General features: G+C 66.3%; 19 protein-coding genes (1 of these 19 only partly in view). 8 read left to right on the top strand and 11 right to left on the bottom strand.

Annotation, left to right across the window (positions count from 1 at the left end):
- Together J2X67_RS05060 and J2X67_RS05055 are read left to right on the top strand one after the other, a co-directional pair.
- Window positions 1-1,591 carry the 3' portion of an ATP-binding cassette domain-containing protein gene (locus J2X67_RS05060; RefSeq protein ID WP_309951803.1) on the top strand. The gene continues 311 nt to the left of window position 1, outside the view, so 1,591 of the gene's 1,902 nt are visible here — the last part of the coding sequence; its start codon lies off the left edge, out of view; its stop codon occupies window positions 1,589-1,591.
- A 93-nt stretch (window positions 1,592-1,684) separates the two neighbouring features.
- The gene (locus J2X67_RS05055; protein WP_309951111.1) at window positions 1,685-3,418 is read left to right on the top strand and encodes a phospholipase D family protein; all 1,734 of its coding nucleotides are present in this window, start codon (window positions 1,685-1,687) and stop codon (window positions 3,416-3,418) included.
- Between the two features lie 8 nt (window positions 3,419-3,426).
- Here J2X67_RS05055 and J2X67_RS05050 read toward each other — a convergent pair whose 3' ends face one another.
- The 4 genes from J2X67_RS05050 to J2X67_RS05035 all read right to left on the bottom strand — a co-directional run bounded on the left by J2X67_RS05050 (window position 3,427) and on the right by J2X67_RS05035 (window position 8,385).
- Window positions 3,427-4,335 (bottom strand): copper chaperone PCu(A)C, encoded by a 909-nt coding sequence (locus J2X67_RS05050; protein ID WP_309951110.1) that lies wholly within the window; start codon window positions 4,333-4,335, stop codon window positions 3,427-3,429.
- 35 nt (window positions 4,336-4,370) lie between these two features.
- Entirely contained in the window at window positions 4,371-6,656 is a 2,286-nt protein-coding gene (locus tag J2X67_RS05045) for a TonB-dependent receptor (RefSeq protein WP_309951109.1), read from the bottom strand.
- Window positions 6,657-6,769: 113 nt separating this feature from the next.
- The gene (locus J2X67_RS05040) at window positions 6,770-7,141 is read right to left on the bottom strand and encodes a DUF2946 family protein (protein ID WP_309951108.1); all 372 of its coding nucleotides are present in this window, start codon (window positions 7,139-7,141) and stop codon (window positions 6,770-6,772) included.
- Between the two features lie 14 nt (window positions 7,142-7,155).
- Window positions 7,156-8,385, bottom strand: a complete 1,230-nt coding sequence (locus J2X67_RS05035) for a TraB/GumN family protein (RefSeq protein ID WP_309951107.1) — start codon at window positions 8,383-8,385, stop codon at window positions 7,156-7,158.
- 64 nt (window positions 8,386-8,449) lie between these two features.
- Here J2X67_RS05035 and J2X67_RS05030 point away from each other — a divergent pair, with 64 nt between their 5' ends.
- Window positions 8,450-8,863 (top strand): VOC family protein, encoded by a 414-nt coding sequence (locus tag J2X67_RS05030; protein WP_309951106.1) that lies wholly within the window; start codon window positions 8,450-8,452, stop codon window positions 8,861-8,863.
- Window positions 8,860-10,056: a hypothetical protein gene (locus tag J2X67_RS05025; RefSeq protein WP_309951103.1), complete on the top strand. Its 1,197-nt coding sequence runs from the start codon at window positions 8,860-8,862 to the stop codon at window positions 10,054-10,056. The genes J2X67_RS05030 and J2X67_RS05025 overlap by 4 nt, the downstream gene beginning before the upstream one ends.
- Before the next feature lie 34 nt (window positions 10,057-10,090).
- Here the strand turns inward: J2X67_RS05025 and J2X67_RS05020 are convergent, their stop codons facing one another.
- From J2X67_RS05020 to J2X67_RS05010, 3 genes are read right to left on the bottom strand one after another with little or no spacing between them, the layout of a single operon-like run.
- On the bottom strand, window positions 10,091-11,065 hold the full coding sequence (locus J2X67_RS05020) for a tripartite tricarboxylate transporter substrate binding protein (protein WP_309951101.1): 975 nt from the start codon (window positions 11,063-11,065) through the stop codon (window positions 10,091-10,093).
- A gap of 5 nt (window positions 11,066-11,070) precedes the next feature.
- Window positions 11,071-11,301, bottom strand: a complete 231-nt coding sequence (locus tag J2X67_RS05015; RefSeq protein ID WP_309951099.1) for a hypothetical protein — start codon at window positions 11,299-11,301, stop codon at window positions 11,071-11,073.
- Window positions 11,298-13,052, bottom strand: a complete 1,755-nt coding sequence (locus tag J2X67_RS05010) for an FAD-dependent monooxygenase (RefSeq protein ID WP_309951098.1) — start codon at window positions 13,050-13,052, stop codon at window positions 11,298-11,300. The genes J2X67_RS05015 and J2X67_RS05010 overlap by 4 nt, the downstream gene beginning before the upstream one ends.
- Window positions 13,053-13,130: 78 nt before the next feature.
- Between J2X67_RS05010 and J2X67_RS05005 the strand changes: the two genes are divergently transcribed.
- Window positions 13,131-13,910, top strand: coding sequence for a helix-turn-helix transcriptional regulator (locus tag J2X67_RS05005; protein WP_309951096.1), 780 nt, complete (start codon window positions 13,131-13,133; stop codon window positions 13,908-13,910).
- Between the two features lie 27 nt (window positions 13,911-13,937).
- Here J2X67_RS05005 and J2X67_RS05000 read toward each other — a convergent pair whose 3' ends face one another.
- Entirely contained in the window at window positions 13,938-15,035 is a 1,098-nt protein-coding gene (locus J2X67_RS05000) for a fumarylacetoacetate hydrolase family protein (protein ID WP_309951093.1), read from the bottom strand.
- A gap of 133 nt (window positions 15,036-15,168) precedes the next feature.
- Between J2X67_RS05000 and J2X67_RS04995 the strand changes: the two genes are divergently transcribed.
- Together J2X67_RS04995 and J2X67_RS04990 are read left to right on the top strand one after the other, a co-directional pair.
- Window positions 15,169-16,374 (top strand): DUF3108 domain-containing protein, encoded by a 1,206-nt coding sequence (locus J2X67_RS04995; protein WP_309951091.1) that lies wholly within the window; start codon window positions 15,169-15,171, stop codon window positions 16,372-16,374.
- Window positions 16,375-16,471: 97 nt separating this feature from the next.
- Complete coding sequence (locus tag J2X67_RS04990; RefSeq protein WP_093017097.1) at window positions 16,472-16,783, top strand: DUF3567 domain-containing protein; 312 nt, start codon at window positions 16,472-16,474, stop codon at window positions 16,781-16,783.
- Window positions 16,784-16,866: 83 nt separating this feature from the next.
- Here the strand turns inward: J2X67_RS04990 and J2X67_RS04985 are convergent, their stop codons facing one another.
- Window positions 16,867-17,928, bottom strand: coding sequence for an AbrB family transcriptional regulator (locus J2X67_RS04985; protein ID WP_309951088.1), 1,062 nt, complete (start codon window positions 17,926-17,928; stop codon window positions 16,867-16,869).
- 61 nt (window positions 17,929-17,989) lie between these two features.
- Between J2X67_RS04985 and J2X67_RS04980 the strand changes: the two genes are divergently transcribed.
- A complete protein-coding gene (locus J2X67_RS04980; RefSeq protein WP_309951085.1) occupies window positions 17,990-18,826 on the top strand; it encodes a ChaN family lipoprotein in 837 nt (278 codons plus the stop codon).
- Between the two features lie 17 nt (window positions 18,827-18,843).
- Here the strand turns inward: J2X67_RS04980 and J2X67_RS04975 are convergent, their stop codons facing one another.
- Window positions 18,844-20,178 (bottom strand): aminotransferase class III-fold pyridoxal phosphate-dependent enzyme, encoded by a 1,335-nt coding sequence (locus J2X67_RS04975; RefSeq protein ID WP_309951082.1) that lies wholly within the window; start codon window positions 20,176-20,178, stop codon window positions 18,844-18,846.
- A gap of 122 nt (window positions 20,179-20,300) precedes the next feature.
- Window positions 20,301-20,483 (bottom strand): YadA-like family protein, encoded by a 183-nt coding sequence (locus tag J2X67_RS27735; protein ID WP_354328503.1) that lies wholly within the window; start codon window positions 20,481-20,483, stop codon window positions 20,301-20,303.
- Between the last annotated feature and the right edge of the window lie 67 nt (window positions 20,484-20,550).

Genomic DNA, 20,550 nt, shown 5'->3' with positions numbered 1-20,550 from the left:
TGCGGATGGCCTGGATCTGGACGCCCTTCAGTCGCAGATTGAAGCATTCGACGCCTGGAACTGGGAGCAGCGCGTAGAAGAAACGTTGCATCGGCTCCATTTGGACCGCAACGCCCGCGTCGGCTCTCTTTCCGGCGGCACCCGCAAGCGTGTCGCCTTGGCACAGGCCCTGGTAGCCGCGCCAGACGTGCTCCTATTAGATGAGCCCACCAACCATCTGGATCTGGACTCCATCGAATGGCTCGAGCAACTGCTGATCGACTTCAAGGGAAGCGTTGTCACGGTGACGCACGACCGCAGCTTCCTGAACCGTGTCGCAACCCGCATCGTGGAGCTGGACCGGGGCAAACTCGGTTCTTACCCCGGCAATTTCGAGCAATACCTCCTGCAGAAGGAGGAGCAACTCGCCCAGGAAGCCATCATCAGCGCCAAGGCCGACAAGCTGCTCGCGCAGGAAGAGGTCTGGATCCGCAAGGGTGTCGAAGCCCGCCGCACCCGCAGCCAAAGCCGCATCAGCCGGCTCGAAGCCCTGCGGGCAAGCCGCGCCGCGCGCCGGGAAGTCCAGGGCAGCGTCAACATGGACGTGGCATCCGGCCAATCAAGCGGCAAGATCGTGGCCGAACTCACCGAAGCAACCAAGGCCTTCGGCGAAAAGACGGTGATCCGCAACTTTACCGGCACCATCCTGCGCGGCGACAAAGTCGGCCTGCTCGGCCCCAACGGTGCGGGCAAGACCACGCTGCTCAAGCTCATCCTCGGCGAACTCGAGCCGGATAGCGGCAAGATCCGCCGCGGCACCAACCTGCAGGTGGCGTACTTCGACCAGATGCGCGACAAGCTCGACCTCGACGCCACGCTGGAAGACTTCATCAGTCCCGGCAGCGAGTGGATCGAAATCGGCAACCAGCGCAAGCACGTCAAAAGCTACCTTTCCGACTTTCTCTTCTCCCCTGCACGCGCGAACTCCCCGGTTCGCTCGCTCAGCGGCGGCGAGCGCAACCGGCTGCTGCTGGCGCGGCTCTTCGCTCGCCCGGCCAACGTGCTGGTGCTCGACGAACCGACCAACGACCTGGACATCGATACGCTCGAACTGCTCGAAGGCCTGCTGCAGGACTACGACGGAACCGTCTTCCTGGTCAGCCATGACCGCACCTTCCTGGACAACGTGGTGACCAGCACCATCGCGTTCGAAGGCGACGGCCGCTGGCGCGAATACGAAGGCAGCGTGCAAGACTGGTTGATCCAATCGAAGCGCGCCCGCGAGATTGCCGAGCAACGGCAAGCCGCCAACCCTCCGGCGCCAGCGGCAATGCCAGCCCCAGCGCCCGCCGAACCTGCCACTGTTCGCCCGACGGCCGCGCGCAAGAAGCTCAGCTACAAGGAGCAGCGCGAACTCGATGCCCTCCCCGCCGTGATCGAAGCGCTCGAAGCCGAACAAAAGCGCATCAGCGAAATGCTCGAACTCGACGGCGGAGCGATTTACGCCACCGACGCCTCGCGCGCCGCCGAACTGAGCCAGCGCCACGCCCAGATCGACGACGAATTGCTCGCCGCCCTGGAGCGCCAGGAAGAACTCTCCGCCGGTCGTTAGTGCGTTAGTTCTCCAAAAAACTGTCCCGCCGTCCCACGCGCGGACAGCGCCGACTAGGCTATACATGCGGCTTCCAAATTCCTGGAAAGCCGCATGTCTTCCATTTCCGCGTTCGTGGGCCGGTCTCTCGTACTCCTGGCCATCTTGCTGCAAGGCGCCTGCGCGCAACTGCCCGAGAACGTCGACCGTCCGGTTTCGACCGCAATCCCTCCCCCAACCGGCACACCCCTGGAAGCCTTGGTCCAGCAGCGGCGAAAAGCCGACGCGGCACGGTTCGAATCAGGTTTTCTGCTGCTCGGAGGCGCCCCCGCCGCCTACGGCAGCCGGCTCGCCTTGATCGAAGGGGCTCAGAAAACGCTCGACTTGCAGTACTACGCCATCCACGCAGACGCCAGCACCGGCCGGTTGCTGCGCAGCATCCGGTCGGCAGCCCAGCGCGGCGTTAGGGTGCGAATCCTGCTCGACGACCTCCACAGCACCGGCAGGGATGCGCTGGTGCTGGGAATGGCCTTCGTGCCCAACATAGAAATGCGGCTGTTCAACCCGCTTGCGGGCGCGCGCCGCTCTTCGTTCGCGCGCATGCTCAATTCCGTCGGCGATGCCTCACGCATCCAGCAACGGATGCACAACAAGCTTTTTATCGCGGACAACGTGCTCGGCGTCACCGGCGGGCGCAACTTGGGAGACGCCTATTTCGGCAACGCGCTGAAGGGCAATTTCATCGATGTCGACATCCTGGCTGCCGGGCCGATCGTGCAGGACCTGTCGCGCAGCTTCGACAGTTATTGGAACAACGAGCGTGCCTACCCCGTGCAATCGCTGGTCAAGCGAGAAGAGCTGAAAGCCATCCGAGAGCGCGCGGAGCAGGCCGACCGCGAGTTGGCCGACGAATCGACCCGTGCACAAAATGCACCGCCGGCACCAGCCAATGGCGAACCGAAGCCGGGCGCCGCCCCCACCTCCGCACAACTCGCCCGCGCGTGGGACGAAAAGCCGCTCGACCTGAAGACCGCCCGATTCGTCTGGGCCCCTGCGGTCATGCTCGCCGACGAGCCCGGAAAGATCCCGGCCGACAAAGGACCCGAGCAGACAAAGTCGCCCGGCCTGGTGGTAAGCCACCCCGGAGACGCGGCCGGTTCGTCGCGGCGAGCGGCATCGCTCCAGGCCAGTTCCGACCTTGCCGCGGGCAGCGAGACGGTGGTTGAAGGCTTGCTGCAGCTGATCGGGCAGGCGCGCAGCGATCTGCTCATCATCTCGCCCTATTTCGTGCCCGGTCCCGACATGAAGCAAGCCTTCGCGGCCGCCCGTGGGCGCGGGGTTCGAATCAGGGTGCTCACCAACTCCCTGGCTTCCAACGACGCACCGGTGGCGCACGTGGGCTATGCCCGGCATCGGGAAGACCTGCTCAAGCTCGGTGTCGAGCTCTACGAACTGCGCAGCGAGCAGGCCGGCGTGAGCAGCGCATTCGGCTCGTCCGGCAGCGGCAATCTGGGCGAATCGCGCGCCATGCTGCACTCGAAGGTGCTGGTGATGGACGGCAGGTTGCTGGTGGTCGGATCGATGAATCTCGACTTGCGCTCGCAATTGCAGAACACCGAAATTGCGCTGCTGGTACGAAGCGCCGAGCTCTCCCGCGCTGCCTCCGAGCAAATCGAGCGCGGCATGCGCGAAGGCTCATGGCGCGTCGAGCTGAACGATGGTTCGCTGCTCTGGCGCGCCCCCGAAGGCAGCGGCCTGAAAGACACGGCCACCGAACCCGACGCCAGCAGGACCCTGCGCCTGCTGCTCAGGCTGTTCGGCCCCCTGGCGCCCGACCAGTTGCTGTAGCCGGCAGATCAGTGCTTGTGCTGGTGAGCCGGCGCGGCCGCATCGGCGCCTTCCGGTGCGCCCACCGGCAGCTTGACCTCGAGCGACGTCTTCTGGCCCTTGGCGTCCTCGAAGCGGAGCGTCATCGGCACCGTCGCTCCCTTGGCCAGTGCCTGCTTCAGGTCCATCATCATCACGTGATAGCCGCCCGGCTTGAGTTCCACCGTCTGGCCCACTGGAAGATCCAACCCACCCGGCAGCTCGCGCATCTTCATGGTGTCGCCTTCCATCTTCATCTCGTGCACCTCGGCCACACCGGCCGCCGGCGTCGAGATGCCGACCAGCTTGGCGCCCATGGGCGCGGTGAGCTTCATGAAAGCACCCGTACCGCTCTGCCCCGGCACCGACTGGCGCACCCAGCCGTCGCGCACGTCCACCGTGGCCACGCCCTGCGCCACCACATCGAGCTTGGCGGCGGGCGTCTTGAGGCCCGCTGTCGAGTTGCCCGATGCCGGGACTTCCGCCCAGTCGACGCTGCCGACATCGCAGGTCTGCAGCACCTTGAACCACAGCGCACCGGGCGTGCCGGGCACTTTGCCGCGCAGCACGAACTCGGCGCGTTCGCTGGCGGGCAGTGCGGTTTGCGCGCTCTCGGCGGTCCAGCGCACTTCGCCGTCGCCGGCGTTTTTCTGCACGTCGAGCTTCCATCCCTTGCGCGCCTGGGCGTCGCTCAGAACAAAACCCTTCGGCAGGCGAACGGCCAGGCCGGTGGTGGCCTTGGCGCCCTCGCAGGCATGGCCCACGCGGAAGGCGGCGTTGTAGTCGCTGCCCACGGTCACCCCGCCCCGCGGCAGGGTCACATGGGCAAAGGCGGTGGACGCACTTGCCAGCATGGCGTATGCGGCAACAGTCTTGAGGTTGATGCGCGGATGGTTCATTGATGGAACTCCTTGAAAAAAGCGGATGAAAAAAATCAGAGGTCGAACTTGAGTTCGGCCACGAAGGTGCGTTGCGGATACGGGTGGAAGGCCCAGTACTTGTTGTTGTTCAGGTTGTCTATGCCCACGGCGGCGCTCCATTGCCGGTCGATGCGGTAGCGAACGCGCGCGTCGACCACGAAGAACTTCGAAAAGCCCATGTACGCCGCGCCGTTCGGATCGCTGTTGTCGAGCGTGCCGTACTGCTTGCCGCTGTATCGTGCGCCGACCGTGTAGCTCCATCTCGCGTCGGGCCGGTAGGTTGCAAGCAGTGTGGCGCGCACCTTGGGCACGCGCGGCTGTTCGCGGCCCACGCTGGCCGGAAAGCCGCTGTTGGCGGCGATCTTCGAGCGGGTCAGCGTAAGGCTGCCGCCCAGGTCCAGCCCCTTGATGCCCACGTCCACGGCATTCAGCGCCACCTCCAGGCCGCGCGTGCGAATCGCATCGACGTTCTGCACCGTGCTCACCAGGTTGGTGAGCGCCTGGCTGTACAGCGCGTCCTTCGTGTTCTCGACGAACAACGTGGTACGCAGCACGCCGTCGACGCCCCAGCCTTTCAGGTCGCGCTCGGCGCTGAGCTCGGTGGTCCAGGAGCGCTCCGGCCGCAGGTTCGGGTTGGTATTGACGATGCGGTTGCCTTCGATCGACCCCTGGTAGAGCTCGCTTACTGTCGGCATGCGCACTCCACGGCCGGTCGACGCCTTGAACAGCCAATCGGGCGTCGCTTGCCAGGCGATGGCCGCCTTGGGCGAGTCGTAGCTGTTCTTGCGCGGTGCAAAGTCGAGCAGCCTCGTCGCATTGCCCAGCTGGCCGCCGTAGGCCTCCCATCGCTCGCGGCGCAGGCCGAACGTGGCCTTCCACTTCTCGGCAAAGCGCCAAGTGTCCTGCACATACAGCGACTGCAATCGCGTGTTGCCGTTGAAGGCGGAAAACGGCGCCACCACCGGCCCGCCGATCCAGTCAAGCGTGTTGCCGACGCTGGTGCGCAGGCGCGCCGTGTCCTGCTGAAAGCCGAAGTCGACCACGTGGGCGCCCACGCCTTCGGCGGAGCCGGTGGGCCGCCAGGTGCCCGCGGCCTTGAAGGTGTGCCAGCCGGAGCCGCCCATGTCGGTGGTTCGCCCCGGCCCGCCGTTGAATGCGCCCGGCAATGGGGTGGTGGGCGTGCGCGAGGTGTCGCTCGAATAGTCGAACAGGCTTGCTGCTACCTCCCAGTCGAACACGCCGCCGGTGTGGCTCTTCACCGAAAGGCCATGCATGTAGTGCGTGAGCGCGGTCTCGGTCGGCGCCAGGGCGGCGCTCGGCGAATCGAGGTTGTAGGTGCGCCCCGCGATGTTCACGCGCCCCGAATACACAGGCCGCCCGAGCGAATCGCGCAGATAGGTGTCGACGCTGCCGTGCGTGGTGTTGTTCCACGCGCCAAGGGTGTACGTTGCGCGCAAGGTGGGCGAAAAGTCGTAAGCCACCTTCAGCTTGGCCTGCTCTTGCGTGGTGTCGTAGATGGTGGAGCCGCCCACCAGCCACCACGGCTGGTTCGATGGGTTCAGCCCCAGCACCGCGCCGGTCACCGGAGTGCCCGCATTGCCCACCGTGCCCGCGCTCACCAGCCGGTTGCCGAACACCAGCGCCTGCCCCTTGCTGTGGGTGCGCGAGGCGCTGAGCCACCAGGACCAGTTGCCACTGCGGCTCCCAAGCGACAAATCGAGCTGCTGGCCCGCGGGCGACGAGTGGCTGTTGTACAGGTCGAAATTGGAGGCAAAGCCGCTGAGCTTGACGTGCGCTTCAAGCCTGGTCGGCATGCGGGTCACGTAGTCGACCACAGCGCCGACCGAGTTGCCCGGGTAGGCTGCCGAGAACGGCCCGTACAGCACGTCGACCCGCTCGATTTCTTCCGGCGACACCATGCCCCAGCGCGGCGCGTAGGTGGCGCCGTTGCCTAGCGGGTTCGACAGCATGATGCCGTCGGCGTACACCATCGAGCGTGCGCTGTTGCCCGTGCCCGAGGCGCGGGTGGCCAGCACCGCATGGTTGAAGTCGCCGATGTAGCGCTTGCGCACCACGAGGCTGGGCAAGTATTTGAGCGCGTCCTCGCTGTCGGTCGCATTGACCGTTTCGGAAATCTGCTCGCCCGTCACGCCCTCGATGGTGGTGGGGATCTGCGTCGGCAGCGAGGTTGGGCGGCCGTCACTCACCGTGACGGTGCTGAGCGTGCGCGCGCTGCCGCCGCTTTCAGGCGGCTCGGGCGCGTCTTGCGCCCACAAGGGCGCGCCAAAAGGAAATGCCATGGCAATCGCCAAGGCACGGGAATGCTTTTTCACTGGAAACCTGCTCCACGAACTTCAAGCCAGACAGACCGCACGCACCCGTCGATCGGCGCATGCGGCTACGGTTTTGAGTTTCAGGAGAAGGCTGGCGGCCCGCGCGCAGGTAACGGCGCGGCGGTGGCCGCGGCAAGGCGCGCGGCGGGAATCGACTGGACTACGCGGCCCAGTGGCAAGGGAAGCTCGAAACCAGCGGGATCCGCCGATGGTGGCGGTGCGGCAGTCAGCACGCACAGCGGGCAATCCATGTGCGAGGCGCCCACTTCCTGCACGCCGTCTTCGGTGTGAACCACCACCTTGACGGAACCGACGCTCGAACACACCAGTTCCACAGCCTGAGGGTGCACGATGGGCGACGCCACCGCCACCCCGAGCGAGAGCACGAACCACAGCAGCGCCCAGCGGCCGACAAGGCCGAGGAAGCGGGGGTGGTTGCGCAGCAGGTGCATGGTGTTCGCGATTATCAGCGCTGTTTGCCCTTGGTGGCGGGCGAGCGTTGCGCGGGCTTGGCACTGCCCTTGGAACCCTTGGCGCCGCTGCTCTTGGCGGCCTGGCTGCTGCGCGTGCCGCGGGCGTCACGGGCATTGCGGGAATTGCGGGCGCCTCTTACGTTCCGGCCTTCCGCCTTGGGGGGCGCCGCTGCCGGCGCTGCGGGCACCGCCAGCGGCGGCTGCGCCGAGAGCGGCACCGCGGCAACGGTAAACCCACGCGCCGCCAACAGCGCAGGCAGCCCTTGCGGCCCCACCATGTGCAGCGCACCCACGGCCGCAAACACGCGCCGCCCACCCACGTGCATGCGTTCGATGCCGTCCGCCAGGCCCGGATTGCGATCGTCGAGGAGGCGCTTCATCAGCCGCCGCTCGGCTGGCGTGTTGACGCAGTTGCACCATTCGGGATAGCGGCCCAGCTTGTCCGCGTCGCCGCGGGCCCAGGCATCGGCCAGCTCTTTCATCTGCGCGCGTAGCTGGCCCGACTCCAGTTCGTCGAGGGCGGCGTCGATCTGTTCCGCCTCTTCGGTTTCGGAATCACCCGTCAGCATCTTCAACTGGGATGCCGCGCTTTCCAGGGCGAACACAGGCTTGTTGTTATTGCGGGCCGAAACGGCCAGCGTCTCGTCAACGCCGAATTCGGGGTACAGGCCGTCGGCGCGCGCCACCAGCCCCGCCAGCGCCGTGACCTGCAAGATGGGCTGCAGCCCCTCCATGGTTCCGGGCGGCACGCAAGCCGCTTCGTTCTGGCGGGCGAGCCGTTGCGCACGCGCGCCGCTCAGAATCCGGGCCACCAGCGCCGGGTCTGCCGGCTGGGTCATCGAGCGCATGGTCGCCGGATCGCGCGTATCGAGTTCCAGCGCGAGTGCGTCGCTCTGCTCCAGCGCCTTTTGCACCGTGGGCCCTGGCCGCACCCACTCGGCCCGGCCAAGATGAATGGTTCCATAGAGCCACGAAGTCCGCCCGTCCCGGTCGGCACGCCACAGCAGGCCGCGGTCGACCGCATTCCACTGGCCGACCGCCGAGCCCGGTTTGCCAAGGCTGGCAATCGCCGAAGGCGGGCAGGCAGCATGCGCCGCGGCCGCAAGCACCGAGCAAGCGCCCGCCAACGCAAGGCGCGGCAGGCAAGAAAGAAACCATGAACGCGCAGGCGCTTTCAAATCGAAATTGCGCACTGGCGCAAAGAGGGTCCGGAGTATCCGCAAGGCTTGCTCCATGATGAAAGAAAGTCCGGCATTCTCACAGCACCGCTGCCCATAATCCGGAACCATGCAGAGCATCTTCCATCTTGCCTTTCACGTTCGCGACCTCGATGCGGCCCGCCGCTTCTACGGAAATGTCCTCGGCTGCGCCGAAGGCCGCAGCACCGACACCTGGGTCGACTTCGACTTTTTCGGCCACCAGATCTCCCTGCACCTGGGCGAACCCTTCGCCACCACGCGCACCGGCCAGGTCGGCAACGCAATGGTGCCCATGCCGCACTTCGGCATCGTGCTCGCCTTGCCCGACTGGAAGGCGCTTGCAGAGCGGCTGAAAGCCGCAAACACCGACTTCGTGCTGGAACCCCAGGTGCGTTTCGAGGGGCAGCCGGGCGAGCAATGGACCATGTTCTTCTGCGACCCCTTCGGCAATCCGATCGAGGTCAAGGGGTTCCGTTCGCTCGCCGCGCTGTACGACAAATGATCCGCCGGCGCGGGGCCGCTGCGAGCCGGCTCGCACCCTCCTGCTCAGGGGTTGGCGCAGCTGCGTGGCTCGTCGCGCTCTTCACGCTCTTCACCCCCGGCGCAGCACATGCCGCAGTCGAATGCGAGCTCAACGGCCGCCGGGTGAATCCCTCCGACGGCAGCACGTTCCTCGGCGCAACAGGGCTCATGCGCTGCAAGGACCGGGCGAGCGGCGAGCCCCAGCGCGAGCAGCAGGTGCAGAACGGCGTCTTCAACGGTCTCGCCCGCTTCTACGAGAAAGGCAAGCTCGCCAAGGAGCACATCCTCAACACCAGCGGGAACATCCAGGGCCTTGCCCGCGAGTTCGGGCCCGAGGGGCAGGTGCTGCGCGAAGCCACTTACGACGACGGCCAGGAACGCGGGCTGGTTCGCAGCTTCTACCCCGGTGGCCGGCTGCGCCGCGTCACTTTCTATCCCAGCACCGGAACCGACCGCGCCTTTGTCGAGTTCACCGAGCGCGGCCAGCTATCTGCACTGCGCTGCGGCGAAACCGCCATGCTCGCTCCCGCGGCCGACGATGCCCAGCTGTGCGGGTTCGTAGGCGGGCCCTCGCAGGTCCAGCTTTTCGATGCACGGGGTTTCCTGCGCTCGCGGCTTTCGTACATGCTCGGCAAGCGCGTGCGGTCGCAAGACTTCTATGACAACGGCAAGCCCTCGGTACAAGACGAGATCGTCGGCAACCAGCGCACCGAGCGCCACTTTTCATCCGAAGGCGTGAAGCGCCGCGAAACGGTATGGCTGCTGATCGAACGCAACGCGGTGCGGCAGCGCGAGCAGGAATTCTCCGAAAAAGGATCGCTGATCCGCGATCAGCGCTGGAACCCTGCCGGCCAACCGGTACGGCACGACAGCTACTACCTCAATGGACAGCCCCGCAGCAAATCTGTCTACAGCGGTTCCGGCGATGCGCGCGCGGTGGACATCACCGAGTTTTACGAAAGCGGGCAGCGTGCCGCGCACGGCCGCTACCTGGTAACGGGGCGCGGCCGGCAGGTGCCGGTCGGCAAGCACCAGCGATTCAGCGAGAAAGGAACACTTCTTGCGGAATCGAGCTTCGACGCCAAGGGCCGCGTGACGCGCGAGCGCAGCTGGGACGAGAACGGCGAGCTGCAACGCGACGAGCACGTTCTGGAAGACGGCTCGAAAAAATAGCTCGCCCCGGCGCTGCCCGCGCCCTCGCAGACCCTCAGTCCAGCTTGATGCCGGCCTGCTTGATGATCGGTCCCCAGCGCTTCGACTCGGCACGCGCCAGCGCTTCGAACTGCGCCGGCGTTCCCGGCATGGCTTCCATGCCGAAGTCGTCGAAACGCTTTTGCACCGCAGCCGTGCTGAAGGCCCGATTCAGGTCGCCGTTGAGCTTGGCCACAGCTGCAGGCGGAAGCCCGGCCGGGCCAAGCACGCCCTGGAAAGCGAACACCTCGGTGTTGGGTACGCCCACTTCTGCAAGCGTCGGCACATTGGGCAGCAGTTTGTTGCGGGCGCCGGAGCCAATGGCGAGAACGCGCACCTTGTTGCCCTGCATGATCGGCAGGCCCGAGGCCAGGTCCAGGAACATGCACGGCACCTGCCCGCCCATCACGTCGGCCATTGCCGGTGCCGCGCCGCGGTAGGGAATGTGCGTGATGAAGGTGCCGGTGCGCACCTTGAACATTTCCATTGCCAGGTGATGCGGCGAGCCGTTGCCCGGCGAGGCGTAGTTGACCTTGCCCGGATTGGCCTTCACATAGGCCAGGAACTCCTTGAAGTTCTTGGCCGGAAAGTCCGGGTGGACCACCAGCGCCAGCGGAAACTTGCCGATCGCGCCGATGTAGGTGAAGTCTTTTTCGGGGTTGAATGGCAGCTTGCCGAACAGGTGTTCATTGAAGGCCAGCACGGCGTTGTCGGCCGACATCACGGTGTAGCCGTCCGGCTTGCTCTTCGCGACAAGGTCGGCGCCGATGTTGGTCGAAGCGCCGGGCCGGTTGTCGATGACGATCTGCTGGCCCAAGGTCTGGCGCATGGCCTCGGCGAGGGTGCGCGCAATCACGTCGGTGCCGCCGCCTGCGGGATAGGGCACCACCCACTTGATGAGTTGCGAGGGGTATTCCTGCGCGCGGGCAAACGGGGTTGCGGCCATGGCGGCGCCCGAAGCGAGCGTGGCGAGAAGAGTGCGGCGGTCCATAGGGATCAGTCTCCGGTTTGTTGTGGTTGGGTTGCGGACAGCGATGGTACGGGCAGCGCCTCCAGCGCGTCTGCCAATGCGCGGCGACAGCGTGCTTCGTCGCCAACCTGCTCGAACAGCAGCAGCGCAAGCCGCGAGAGAAACAGAGATTCGCGCTCCGTTCCGGCTTCAGTAATGGCGCGTGCGCATTCTGCATAAATGCGGTCGCGCGCATCGGGGTCGAGCGATATCGTCATACGGCAATCTCCTTGAGAGCGGCTGCGGCGCGGTTCAGCGCGCTGGCCAACACGCCAGCCGTCAGGCGCTGCCAGCGTGCGGCCACATGGCCGTCGGGCCGCAGCAGATAGAAGGCGCCATCGCGCGCGCCCAGGGCCTCGAAAACTGCGGCGTCCGCATGCGCATCGGCGCCGTCGATGCCCATGCCCGCAATGACGCGAACCGCGAACGGCAACTCGGCGCGCTGAGCCAGCACCGCGGCGTCTTCGGGCAACAGCGCGGTGCCGGCTTCGGGCCGCAGCACGAGCAATGTGAAAACCGAGCCAATCCAGTCCGTCAGATGGCCCTGCTCGAGTTGCTGCTCGGCCATCACTTCGCCCGGCAGCGGACCTGAGGGCAACGCGTCGCCTTCGCTGGACAGCGCCGAAGCCGCATAGCGCACGGCTTGCGTCTGCCGCGGATTGATCAGTTGCGCAATGCCACGGTGCGTTTGCGACAGCGACAGCGCGGCTTCGCGCATCAGGTCGAAACCACGCGAAGGCGGCGACATGAATTCGGTGCTGCGCATCGCGTTCTCGGCATTCACATGAAAGGCCTCGATGCGCTCCTGCGAATACGAGTCGAGCAACGCTGCGTCCGAAAGACCGCGTGCCACGAACGCGAGCTTCCAGGCAAGGTTGTCCGCATCGTCGAAGCCCGAATTGAGGCCTCGCACGCCGAAGATGGGCATGGCATGCGCCGCGTTTCCGGCGAAGAGAACGCGGCCATGCCGATAGCTTTCGAGCGTCATCGCGCCTGCACGGTAGACCGAAGTCCACACCGTTTTCCAAGGCAGGTGGCCCTCGCCGATGGCGTCCAGATGGCGCTGCACAAATTCGGCCACCGCGGCCGGCGTGAGTGCTTCTTCGGTGCTCTGGCCTGCGCGCAGCTGGTAGTCGATGCGCCAGATGTCGTCGGGCTGCCGGTGCATCAGCACCGTCGAGCCCGGGTTCCACGGCGGATCGAACCATGCGCGCCGCTCGGTCGGGTGTTCGCTGTGCAGTTCGATGTCGATGATGACGTAGCGCCCCTCGTAGCCCGTGCCCTCCAGCGAAAGCCCCAGTGCCTTGCGAACGAAGCTCTGGCCGCCGTCGCAGGCCGCGAGCCACTGGCCTTGCATCCGGTAGGCGCCCTCTGCGTTGCGCACCTCCAGCGTCACGCCGTCATCGTCTTGCGCAATGCCGGTGAGCTCGGTGCCCCAGCGAATGTCGATGAGCCCCGGCTCCGCTTCGTTGCGGCGAAAGATCTCCTCCAGCAGATAGTGCTCGGCGTAGTACTGCTCCAGGTTGATCATCGGCGGCAGCTTCTGCCGCTCGTCGTGCGGCATCTCGAAGCGGAAGACCTCGGCCGTCTTGTAGAAGCTGCGCCCGCCGGTCCATGGCAGGCCCTTGGCCATGAACGCCGGAAGCACGCCGAGCCGCTCCATGATTTCCAGGCTGCGGCGCGAAATGCAGGCCGCGCGGCTGCCTACGCACACCGTGTCGTCCGCCTCGAGCACCACGCAGCGCACGCCATGGTTAGCAAGCCCCAGTGCCAGCGCCATGCCGACCGGGCCGCCGCCCGCAATCACCACCGGATGGCGGCCCGGCTCCGCGCCGCCCTGCGCGAGCGGCGGCGTCCACGGCTTGTAGCGCGTGTAGTGAAAGGCACCCACCGAAGGCGGCAGCGCGCTCGCGCTCCTCGGGGGTGGCACGGGGCCGGTCGCGGCATCGGCAGCGGTGGAGGTGGTCATGCAGCGGGATTGTCCCGATGCGGGGCCACGGTCTTTGTCGTAACTTTGTACGACGTATTTACCCTAGCCTGGTTGCCTATGAGACGCTGGCGCATTCAACCCGCTGCCGACACTGCACTGTCCGCTGCCATCGTCCGCGACGTGCTGGCAGGCATCGGCACGCCGCAGCTCGCAGCCAGTTGCCTCTCGGCCATGCACCGCGTGATGCCCGTGACCTTCTGCACCGTGTTCGCGGTCGATGCCACCGGCCGCATCGAGGCCGTGTCGGCAGCCAGCAGCTACGGCACCACGGCCGAACGCACCGCCGAGCGCTATGTGGCGCAGCGCTTCGACTTGCTCGACCCCAACATGACATGGCTCGCAAAGCGCAAACTGCCCAAGCGCGCACAGCTGTGGCTGGGCCACCAGCGCGCCGAAGAGGTGGCCGACCCCGCCTACCGCGCCGCCTGCTACGGCGACGTGGGCATTCGCGAACGTGCGTCTGTACTGCTGCTTACGCCCACTGGCCAGCGCGTGGCGGTGAGCTTCTACCGAAGCCTGGCGCAAGCCGAATTCGACGAGCGCGACTTCGCGGCAATCGAAGGCCACGCCACCCTGCTGGCCGAGGCCACCATGGCCCACGGCCGCAGCGCGGCGGCCGCCCGGCAAACGGTGGCGCCACCCCTGGCTTCGCGTCTGCTGACCTTGAGCCTGCGGGAGCGCGAGGTCATCGGGCACCTGATGGCCGGCAGCACCGCCAAGCAGGCGGCGCGCGAAATCGGGATTGAACTGACGACGGTGCGCACCCACCAGTACCGCGCGTTCCGGCGGCTGGGGATTCGGTCCCAGAAAGAGCTGCTGCTTGCCGCGCCGCAGTGAGTGAGCGCGCAAAGCCCGCTTGCCGCCTCAGCCTTCCGCCGCGTCCCCGGCCTGATCGACCTGCCCAGCCTGCCCACCCTGCGAGTTGACCAGCGACACCGGCGCCACCTTCGGCCGCCCCGCCACCGAAACCACCTCCTGGTCGATCGCGCCGAACAGCGAGCGGCCGTCGAGCCCCTTCATCTCGATACGGATGGTGTCGCCGAACTTCATGAACTCGGTCACGGGCTCGCCGCCCTGGATGGTTTCGATGCAGCGCTTCTCGGCAATGCACGAATAGCCTTTGGGCCAATCCATGCGGCCGTTCTTTTCCACGCCCTTGTTGCTCACGGTGCCGCTGCCGACGATGCTGCCCGCGCGCACGTTGCGGGTCTTGGCGATGTGGGCAATCAGCTGGCCGAAGTGAAAAGTCATTTCCGGCCCCGCGTCGCACATGCCAACCTTGCGGCCGTTCCAGCTGCTTTGCAGCGTGAGGTGCACGCGGCCGTTCTGCCAGGCCTCGCCAATTTCGTCGAGCGTCACGGCCACGGGGCTGAACGCCGTGGCAGGCTTGCTCTGGAAGAAGCCGAAGCCCTTGGCCAACTCGGCAGGAATCAGGTTGCGCAGGCTCACGTCGTTGGCGAGCATCACCAGGCGAATGCCATCGAGCGCCTGGTCGAGCGTGGCGCCCATCTTCACGTCGCCGGTAACCACCGCAATCTCGGCCTCGAAGTCGATGCCCATCGCTTCGCTCGGCACCACGATGTCGTCGGTCGGGCCAAGAAAGTCGTCGCTGCCGCCCTGGTACATCAGCGGGTCCTGGTAGAAACTTTCAGGCACTTCCGCGTTGCGCGCCTTGCGCACCAGCTCGACGTGGTTCAGGTACGCCGAGCCGTCGGCCCACTGGTAGGCGCGCGGCAGCGGCGCCATGCACATCGAGGGATCGAACGGAAAAGAATGGCGGGCGCGGCCGTTGTTCAGCGCGTCGTACAGGTCTTGCAGCTGAGGGCTCATGAAACCCCAGTCGTCCAGCACCTGCTGCAGCCGGCTGGCAATGCCGGTGGCGTAGTGGGCGAGCGTAAGGTCGCGCGAGACGACGACGAGCTGGCCGTCGCGCGAGCCGTCCTTCAGGGTGGCGAGTTTCATGGTGGCAAATGCGTGATGAAGGACACGGCGCGAACACGAGAGCCGGCGCCGTGCCCACTAAACTGGGTGAACGGGCGGCAGTGTACCGAGGTGCTCTTTGTGAACCTCGGCGCCGGCGCTCACTCCACACCTCATGCCGACGCTCGCCGCCCTCCCGCTCCCGCCAGTTGCGCCCCCCGCGCGCCCGTCGTGGCGGGCGCTGGCCGGGCTTACTCTGGCGGTGGGGCTGGCTCACGTTCTGCTGCTGGGGCTGGCACCCACGGCCATAGGCCCCGATCCGTCACCGCTCGCAAACAAGTTCATCACCCGGACGATCGTGATCGCGCCGCCGGCTCCGGAAAAACCCGCTGCTGCCGCCGCGCCCGCCCCGGCCGAAGCCAAACCGCCGCCGCCCGCAAAACCGCGGCGGCCGCGCGAGCCGTCCAAGCCCAAGCCAGCGGCGGCGGCGCCTGAGCCCATGCCAGCACCGGCGCCCCAGGTTTTCGAAGAGCCTCCGCCAGAAACGCGAGCCCTCACAACGCAAGATGCTCTCGATTTAGGAGCAACCGCTCCCGAGCCGTCGGCAAGCGCCCCGGCAGCCGCCGCGCTGGGCGGAGCGGGCAGCACAACCAGCGCCGGTGTCGGAGACGGCGGGGCCGCGGGCGCCGCCAGCGCCACCGCCGGCAATGTCGTCGGACCGGAGGCGCTGCGCATTCCCGGTTCGGTCAAGCTCGCCTTCGCGGTCACGGGCCAGCAGGGCGCATCGCCGATGCAAGGCGTTTTCGGCGACCTGGCCTGGCTGCAGGACGGCAGCAGCTACGACGCGCGGCTGGCGCTCAAATTCCTGTTCAAGACCATTCGCAGCCAGCACAGCACCGGCAAGATCGGCCCCACCGGCATCGAGCCGGACCGCTTTTCCGAAAGCCGCAAGGGCGAGGTGGCCTCGCATTTCCTGCGCGACCAGGGACAGGTGATGTTCAGCAACAACGCGCCCAGCGTGCCCCTGCTGCCCGGTGCGCAAGACCGGCTCAGCGTGGTGATGCAACTCGGCGGCATGCTGGCGGGCGACCCGGGGCGCTACCCGGCCGGCAGCCGTATTTCCATCCAGACGGTCGGGCCGCGCGATGCCGGCGTCTGGGTATTCAATATCGAGGGCGAAGAGCAGATGACCGTGCCCGCCGGCGATTTTGCGGTGCGCAAGCTCACTCGCAGCCCGCGGCGCGAATTCGACGACAAGATTGAAATCTGGCTTGCGCCGGCTCTCGGCTACCTGCCGGTACGGATGAAACAGACACAGGCCAACGGCGACTTTGCCGACATGCAGTTGCGCGAATCCCTTCCGGCCGGGCCGTCGAGTTAGCGTGACAGTGAGGGCAACAACCGTAGGAATTAATGCGTTTTCTCTACAAAAAGACAACCGAGCTTGAAACTGGCGCGTTGATTGCTATCTAACCCCCATGAACGCCATCGACATCCTCACAGGCCCCGCAATGAACATGCTCTATGACTCAGAGTCCTTCGTCGTCGTGCACGTGCAGCCGAACGAAAGCGACACGCCGGCCCAGCCCAATGTGCCGGTGCTGGAACGCCACGGCTTCGAAATCGTCGACAAACGCTCGGGCAAAGAGGTTTATCTCGACGGCTCATGGGCCGAACTGTTCCAGCAGCAAATTGCCGCCTGGCAGCTCAACACGCCTACCCAGGAAGAAGTCGAAGACACGCTCGAGGGCTATGCCGAACTGGCCCATACGCCGGTGCTGGTGCACTGAGCCCTTCGCTGAGCCTCGTCCCGCCAAATCAAAAAGCGCCTTTTGAGGCGCTTTTTTTACGCCCGCAAGCGCCATCGCGCCGGTCATTTTTTTCCGTAGATCCACCGGTACGCCGGCCCCACCAGCAGCAGCACGGCCACCAGCCGGCACACCTGAAACGCCGTAACCACCGGCACGCCGAGCTGCAGCACCTTGGCGGTAATCGACATCTCGGCAATGCCGCCGGGCGAGGTGCCCAGAATCATCGTGGCCGGATGAAGCCCGGTTGCCCACGCCAGCAACAATGCGGCGCCGGCGCAAATCACCAGCATGGCGACCGTGCCGAGGGCGACCGAGCCCAGCCACCGGGGCGCCGTATGCAAGAACTCGCGGCTGAAGCGCACGCCCAGGCTCACGGCAATAACGAGCTGGGCGGTGTTCGACATCCAGGTGGGCACAGCCGACAGGGCCTGGCCTGCAATGGTGAACCCCATCGCGACCACCAGCGGCCCCATGAACCACGGATTGGTGCGGCCCAGCGCACGCATTGCAAGACCGCCAAGGCCGGTGGCCAATGCAAGCAGCATGAGCCCGCCCGCATTCACTTCGCGCACCATGGGCGGGTTGATTTCAAGCCCATGCAAACCGCTCCACTGCATGGCAAAGGGAATGGTGATGGTGACCACCACCAGGCGCAGGCTGTGCGCCGCAGCCACAAGATCGGTGCGCGCGCCGGCCGATTCGGAGAGCAGCGTCATTTCCGACGCGCCTCCGATGGCACCCGCGAAGTAAGTCGTCGCTCTCATGGATTTTTCCGGCACATGCGGCATTCGCTTGGCGTGCAGCGTATGCAGCCAATACCCGAAGCCCCAGCCGAGCAGCAAGGCCCAGCCAATCGCGAGCGCAATAGCCCACCAGACGCCGGCCACCAGCGCGACCACCTGCGGGGTGAAGTAAAGGCCGAGCGCGGTGCCGATCGTCCACTGCCCGGCATTGCGCAGCGGCGTGTAGCTGGCGGTCGGAGCGCCGGCAATCGACGCCAGCGACACCGCAAGCAGCGGACCGATCATCCACGGCAGGGGCGTGTGCAGGGCAAGGCAGACTCCCGCCGCGGCGAGTGCAAGCAACAGCGTGGCCAGCACGCGAACCGGAAAGCGGAAAGACACCACAGGAAAGAAGCGAAATTGGACGGCACGGCGTGCAGGCGCCAACGCATAGTATGGCGCGATGCAATGCCACCCCCTGCCCGTGCGGGCACCCCGGTTTCTGTTTACCTTGCTCGCCGCCGCCGTGCTGGCAGGGTGCTCCATTTTTCCGCCGGGCCCTGACGCGCCGGTGGCACGGCGCGCGGCCGCGTTGTTGCCGGCGGACGCGCTCATTTTGGGCGAGCAGCACGATGCGGCCGAGCACCAGGCGATCGAACGCGAAACCGTCGAGGCCCTGGCGAACCAGGGCAAGCTGGCAGCGCTGCTGCTCGAAATGGCGGAAGAAGGCAGCAGCACCGCCCGCCTCGACCGCACGGCCACCGAAGCACAGGTGCAAGCCGCACTCGGCTGGAACGACAAGGCGTGGCCTTGGCGGAGCTACGGTCCGGCGGTGATGGCCGCCGTGAGCGCCGGGGTGCCGGTCATCGGAGCCAACATGCCGCGCGCACGAATGAAGAACGCCATGGCCGACGTTTCGCTCGACGTGCAACTCAACGGCGAAGCCTATACAGCCCAGCAGGACGCCGTGCGCGAAGGCCACTGCAAGCTGCTGCCCGAGCCCCAGATCGTGCCGATGACGCGCATCCAGGTCGGCCGCGACCGCGCCATGGCGCAAGCCATCGTCAAGGCCCGGCAGCCGGGCAAGACGGTGCTGCTGATCAGCGGCGCTGGCCACGCCACCAAGGTGCTCGGCGTGCCGCAGCACCTGCCGACCGATGTTTCGGTCAAGACGGTGCGGCTGCAGGCCGGCAGCTCACCCGAGGCCGACGAAGAAAACAAGGGCGCCTATGACGCCGTGTGGCGCACGCCCGCCCTTCCGTCCAAAGACTACTGCGCAGGAATGCGGGCGCCCGCCTGACCTGGGCGCCTGACTGTTCAGGCGAATTTCCTGATCGAATCTGCCAGCGTGTTCACCAGCGTGTCGATGTGCTGCTTTTCGACGATGTACGGCGGCGCAATCACCAGCACGTCGCCCGCGGGCCGCACCAGTGCGCCCTTGTGGAAGCAGTCCAGGAAGATGTCGTAGGCCCGCTTGCCCGGCGTGCCCGCAATGGGCGCAAGCTCCACCGCCGCGGCAAGGCCAAGGCTGCGAATGCCGACCACGCTCGGCAGGCCCTTGAACGCGCTGTGGAACGCATCGCCCAGCACCTTGCCCATTTCGCCCGCGCGCGCAAACAGGTTTTCCTGCTTGAACAGGTCGAGCGTGGCAATGGCCGCCGCGCAGGCCACCGGGTGGCCCGAGTAGGTGTAGCCGTGGAAGAACTCCACCACATGCTCGGGCGCGTCGGTCTTCATCATCGCGTCGTAGAGCTTGTCACGGCAGATCACCCCGCCCAGCGGAATGACGCCGTTGGTCACGCACTTGGCAAAGTTGAGCATGTCGGGCACCACGCCGAAATAGTCCGACGCAAAGTTGGTGCCCATGCGCCCGAAGCCGGTAATGACCTCGTCGAAGATCAGCAGGATGCCGTGCTTGTCGCAGATCTCGCGCAAGCGCTTCAGGTAGCCCTTGGGCGGCAGGTACCAGCCGGCCGAACCGGCCACCGGCTCCACGATGATGGCTGCGATGTTGCTCGGGTCGTGCAGCGGCAGGATGCGGTTTTCAAGCTCGACCAGCGGGTCTTCGGACCACACCGGCTCTTCATTGTGTATGTAGGCGTGGTTCACCGGATCGTGAATGAACCGCATGTGGTCCACGCGCGGCAAGAACGCCGAGCCGAACACCTTGCGGTTGCCCGGAATGCCGCCCACCGACATGCCGCCGAAGCCCACGCCGTGGTAGCCCTTCTCGCGGCCGATGAACACGTTGCGGTGGCCTTCGCCGCGGGCGCGGTGATAGGCCAGCGCCACCTTCATCGAAGTATCGGCCGCCTCGGAGCCCGAATTGCAGAACAGCACCTTGTTGAGGTCGCCGGGCGCCAGCGAGGCGATCATTTCCGCCGCCTTGAAAGCCTTGTCGTTGCTGACCTGGAAGGCAGTGGCGTAGTCGAGCGTATCGAGCTGCTTCTTGATCGCCTCGTTGATCGGCTTGCGGTTGTGGCCCGCGCCCACGCACCACAGCGACGAGATGCCGTCGATCACCTTCTTGCCGTCGTGCGTGGTGAACGTCATACCGTCTGCCGCCACGAAGACGCGCGGGTCTTTCTGGAAGTGGCGGTTGGGCGTAAAGGGCAACCACTGGTTGCCCATGTTGAAGTCCTGGTAGGCCATGCGTGCGTCCTTCTTGGTCTCGGTGGATGCTGGCCGCCCTTGCGGCGGCCGCCCTTGGCATTCTTGCACTTTTGCCACGGGCCCGCCTCATGGCCCGCGCCGATCCGGCGCTCAGCCGGCGCTCACCACGTGTAGCCCGCCTGCAGCCTGCCGCCAAGCTGCGCGCCGTTGCCCGCCGCCGCGCTCAGGCCCGCGCCCACGCTCCACCGTTCGTCGAGCTGATAGGCAAAGGCCACCCCCAGTGCCGACTGCCCGGCGTAGTGCCCCACTGCCGCGCCCAGCCATTTGCGTCCAGGGGCAAGCATGGGGATCGACGGCATTGCCATGGCCTGCGCCACCGCGCGCGGCAAACTCTCGCGCCTGGCCGTACGA

The organism is Variovorax sp. 3319 (assembly GCF_031456585.1).
In the GTDB taxonomy this organism is placed as follows: Bacteria; Pseudomonadota; Gammaproteobacteria; order Burkholderiales; family Burkholderiaceae_C; genus Variovorax; species Variovorax paradoxus_P.
This window is presented reverse-complemented; position numbering and strand designations above follow the sequence as displayed.

Bases quoted from the DNA above. Each gene is read 5' to 3' on its own strand.
- J2X67_RS05020 (WP_309951101.1), bottom strand. From the start codon at position 11,065: ATGGACCGCCGCACTCTTCTCGCCACGCTCGCTTCGGGCGCCGCCATG.
- J2X67_RS05005 (WP_309951096.1), top strand. From the start codon at position 13,131: ATGAGACGCTGGCGCATTCAACCCGCTGCCGACACTGCACTGTCCGCT.
- J2X67_RS27735 (WP_354328503.1), bottom strand. From the start codon at position 20,483: ATGCTTGCCCCTGGACGCAAATGGCTGGGCGCGGCAGTGGGGCACTAC.
- J2X67_RS05025 (WP_309951103.1), top strand. From the start codon at position 8,860: ATGATCCGCCGGCGCGGGGCCGCTGCGAGCCGGCTCGCACCCTCCTGC.
- J2X67_RS04995 (WP_309951091.1), top strand. From the start codon at position 15,169: ATGCCGACGCTCGCCGCCCTCCCGCTCCCGCCAGTTGCGCCCCCCGCG.
- J2X67_RS05010 (WP_309951098.1), bottom strand. From the start codon at position 13,052: ATGACCACCTCCACCGCTGCCGATGCCGCGACCGGCCCCGTGCCACCC.
- J2X67_RS05040 (WP_309951108.1), bottom strand. From the start codon at position 7,141: ATGCACCTGCTGCGCAACCACCCCCGCTTCCTCGGCCTTGTCGGCCGC.
- J2X67_RS05000 (WP_309951093.1), bottom strand. From the start codon at position 15,035: ATGAAACTCGCCACCCTGAAGGACGGCTCGCGCGACGGCCAGCTCGTC.
- J2X67_RS04990 (WP_093017097.1), top strand. From the start codon at position 16,472: ATGAACGCCATCGACATCCTCACAGGCCCCGCAATGAACATGCTCTAT.
- J2X67_RS04975 (WP_309951082.1), bottom strand. From the start codon at position 20,178: ATGGCCTACCAGGACTTCAACATGGGCAACCAGTGGTTGCCCTTTACG.
- J2X67_RS05045 (WP_309951109.1), bottom strand. From the start codon at position 6,656: ATGGCATTTCCTTTTGGCGCGCCCTTGTGGGCGCAAGACGCGCCCGAG.
- J2X67_RS05015 (WP_309951099.1), bottom strand. From the start codon at position 11,301: ATGACGATATCGCTCGACCCCGATGCGCGCGACCGCATTTATGCAGAA.
- J2X67_RS05030 (WP_309951106.1), top strand. From the start codon at position 8,450: ATGCAGAGCATCTTCCATCTTGCCTTTCACGTTCGCGACCTCGATGCG.
- J2X67_RS04980 (WP_309951085.1), top strand. From the start codon at position 17,990: ATGCAATGCCACCCCCTGCCCGTGCGGGCACCCCGGTTTCTGTTTACC.
- J2X67_RS05050 (WP_309951110.1), bottom strand. From the start codon at position 4,335: ATGAACCATCCGCGCATCAACCTCAAGACTGTTGCCGCATACGCCATG.
- J2X67_RS05055 (WP_309951111.1), top strand. From the start codon at position 1,685: ATGTCTTCCATTTCCGCGTTCGTGGGCCGGTCTCTCGTACTCCTGGCC.